2 protein-coding genes and 1 pseudogene are annotated in these 3024 nt (G+C 75.7%); all 3 read right to left on the minus strand.

The window, feature by feature from the left end:
* Window positions 1–513, minus strand: a pseudogene (locus JFN87_RS32735) (hypothetical protein); the annotation flags it as partial.
* Between the two features lie 7 nt (window positions 514–520).
* A complete protein-coding gene (locus JFN87_RS32740) occupies window positions 521–1540 on the minus strand; it encodes an AAA family ATPase (protein ID WP_209346095.1) in 1020 nt (339 codons plus the stop codon).
* Between the two features lie 100 nt (window positions 1541–1640).
* Complete coding sequence (locus tag JFN87_RS32745) at window positions 1641–2747, minus strand: VMAP-C domain-containing protein (protein WP_209346097.1); 1107 nt, start codon at window positions 2745–2747, stop codon at window positions 1641–1643.
* Window positions 2748–3024 lie beyond the last annotated feature (277 nt).

Here is a 3024-nt window from a genome sequence, read left to right on the forward strand (position 1 = left end):
GGCCGCCGAGCCGCCGCGCCCGGTCACGTCCGCGGTGATGCCGCCGCCCGGCAGCCCCTTGCGGGGCGCGCCGAGGGCGATGCGCGGGTCGGCCGTACGGCGCGGATGGCCGGGTGCTCCTGTGCCGTTCACGAGGGCAGTGTTCCCGTCACCGGTGTCGCCTGTCACGCCCTTCGTGCCGTTTTCGCCCGGGCGTGCACCCTCCTGTTTCCCCTCGGGTTCTTCGGGTCCCCCGGGCGGGTGTGCGTCGTCCTCGGGCAGCCCGTCCGCCGGCTCGGTCGGGAGGTGCCCGGCGAGCCAGAGCGCGTCGCACAGCTGGCGCGCGTCCGGGTCGAGGCCCGCCTGGCGCAGCCGCGCGACGAATCCGGACAGCGCGACGCGCCGCCCGGCCCCCTGCGCGGGGCGCCCGTCCTGCGCGGGGCGCCCGTCCTGCGTGGCGCTCCCGCCCTGCGCGGGTGCGGAACGTCCGTCCTGCCCCGGTGCGGGGCCGGCCGGTGACGGCTCGCCGGACATCAGGCCCTCACCTCGGCCGGTCGAGGCGCTGGATCAGCAGGTCGGCGAGGCGCTCGCGGCTCTGCGGCGCGGCGATGCCCGTCAGGTACACGGCGTTGAGCAACTGGTCGGTGGCGATCTGCTGGCGCTGCGAGCGTTCGAAGAACTGCGAGATGAGGTCGTCGCCCGCGCGCGCCGCCTCCTCGCCGAGATGGGCCCTGACGAACGTCGAGAGACGCTGGTGGTCCGGGCGGCCGAGCTCAAGGTGGATGCAGCGGCGCAGCAGCGGGGCCGGGAAGTCGCGCTCGCCGTTGCTCGTGAGGACGACGAAGGGGAACGCGCGGCACTGCACACGGCCGCCCTTGACAGTGACCTTGGCGCCCTCGTGGTTGAGGACCTGCGCCTCGCCGTCCGGCAGCCGGTCGGCGATGCGTTCGAGCTCGGGGATGGCGAACTCGCCCTCCTCCAGCACGTTCAGGAGGTCGTTGGGCAGGTCGATGTCGCTCTTGTCGAGCTCGTCGATGAGCAGGACGCGCGGCGTCGGGGACGGCAGCAGCGCCGTGCCGAGCGGGCCCAGTCTGATGTAGCTGCCTATGTCCGCGGTCGGGTCGGTGCCAGGGGCCGCCAGGTGCGAGGCGACCTGCACGTCCTGGAGGCGTGCGATCGCGTCGTAGTGGTAGAGCCCGTCGACGAGGCGGGTCCTGCTGACGATGGGCCAGCGCAGCACCCGGCCGAGGCCGAGCTCCGCCGCGACGGAGTGCGCCAGCGTGGACTTGCCCGCCCCGGGGCTGCCCGTGACGAGGAGCGGGCGCCGCAGGTAGAGCGCGGCGTTGATCATCTCCAGTTCCTCGGCGCCCGGCCTGTGCAGTTCGGCCCTGTGCCGGTGCACGCCGAGGCGCCGGTCGGCCGACTCGTCGCCGTCCGTCTCGTGCGACGAGGTGTCGCGCCCGGTGAAGTCCCGCCACGGCGGGGGCGGCGGCAGCCGTGTGATGCCCTCGTGCGGTTCGCCCGCGCCGCGGTAGATGAGCCACTCGCTGGATTCGCTCATAGCGTGTTCCTCATGGTCGTCACTGGGCTGTCCAGGATCGGGGCTGTCCGGGATCGGGGCCGTACGGTCGTGGAGGCGGGACGGCCGCGGGGGGCGCCCCTCACGGCGCGTTCAGCAGCAGGCCGGGGCCGGGCAGCGGATGGCGCGGGTCGTCGTAGTACAGCGCCACACGGTCCGACCAGTACGTCTCGGTCCTCTTGTCCCACACGCCCTTGCGCAACTCGTGGATTCTACCGGGGAGATGGCTTGCCGTGCGTGCTTCGGCGACCGCGAGCGCGGCCCGCCTGTGCACGTCGGCGCAGAGCGTCTCGGGGCCGCTCTCGGGCGCCCGCCGCAGCAGCACGACGCGGTAGCCGCTGCGGGCGAGGCGGCCGAACCCCTCGGCCGTCTCCGCGTCGGGCCGCTCCGCGTAGTGGCACACGACGGGCACCGTGTCGGGCGCCAGGGAGCGCAGCCTGTCCTCCCGCTCGACGGCCGCCGGCGCGCCGTCCTGGCAGTCGACGTCACGCGCACGCATCGCGACCGCGTGCAGGTGGTCCCAGCGCGCCTGCTCCTCGGCCGGGTCGTCGGACGGCTCGGGGTCGAGGCAGCGCACCACCACGGGGCGTGCGGCCCCCAGCGGCGGCGCGCCGGGGGCGAGGCTCCACCGCTCCACGTCGAGACCCAGCGCCGCCTGCGCCAGCGCGACCTGGAGCACGGCCGGCTCGTCGGGCTCGTCGCACTGGCGGAACGCCTCGGCGAGCGGGCCCGCGAGGTGGACGGGCAGCTCGTCGAGGCGCGTGCCCGTGCCGTCCCCTATCGCGTCGACCTCGCCGTTGAAGTGCGCGACGCCGACGCGCCAGTCGTAGCTGTCGCGCTCCCAGCCGCGCGGCTCGAGTTCGAGCAGGACGCTGGTGCGCTCGCCGGGCCGCGGCCGCTCCCCGTACGCGGGCTCCGTCCGCCGCTGCTCGCGGTCGGTGCGCTCGCGGCTCTCCTCCCACAGCTGCCGCAGCTCGGCGCGGAAGAAGCGGGTCAGCCGGTCGAGGGCGAGCTCACGCACCCACGTCCACAGCTCCCACTCGGCCTGCGCCGTGGCCGGGGTGACGTAGGGCCGCTCGGCGGCGATGGCGCTCATGCAGTACCGCAGCACGAGTTCGAGGTCGACGGGGCCGCCGTGCGTCTCGCGCAGCTCGCCCAGGCCGTCGCGCCAGCTGCGCGGGGCGGGCACGGGCTGCGCGCCTGCTCGTGTCGGGCGAGAGCCTCCGCCTGACGCCGCGGCTGGCACTGGCTCTCGCCCGAAGATCCGAAGAGCACACGTCTTAATTCCTGTCACCCATGGTTCCCGTGTACCCGCTTCTCCCTGTTAGAAGGGGGGGGGGGGGGGGGGGGGGGGGGGGGGGGGGGGGGGGGGGGGGGGGGGGGGGGGGGGGGGGGGGGGGGGGGGGGGGGGGGGGGGGGGCGGGGGGGGGGGGGGGGGGGGGGGGCGGGGGGGGGGGGGGGGGGGG

It is taken from the genome of Streptomyces montanisoli (assembly GCF_017813245.1).
GTDB classification, from domain to species: domain Bacteria; phylum Actinomycetota; class Actinomycetes; order Streptomycetales; family Streptomycetaceae; genus Streptomyces; species Streptomyces montanisoli.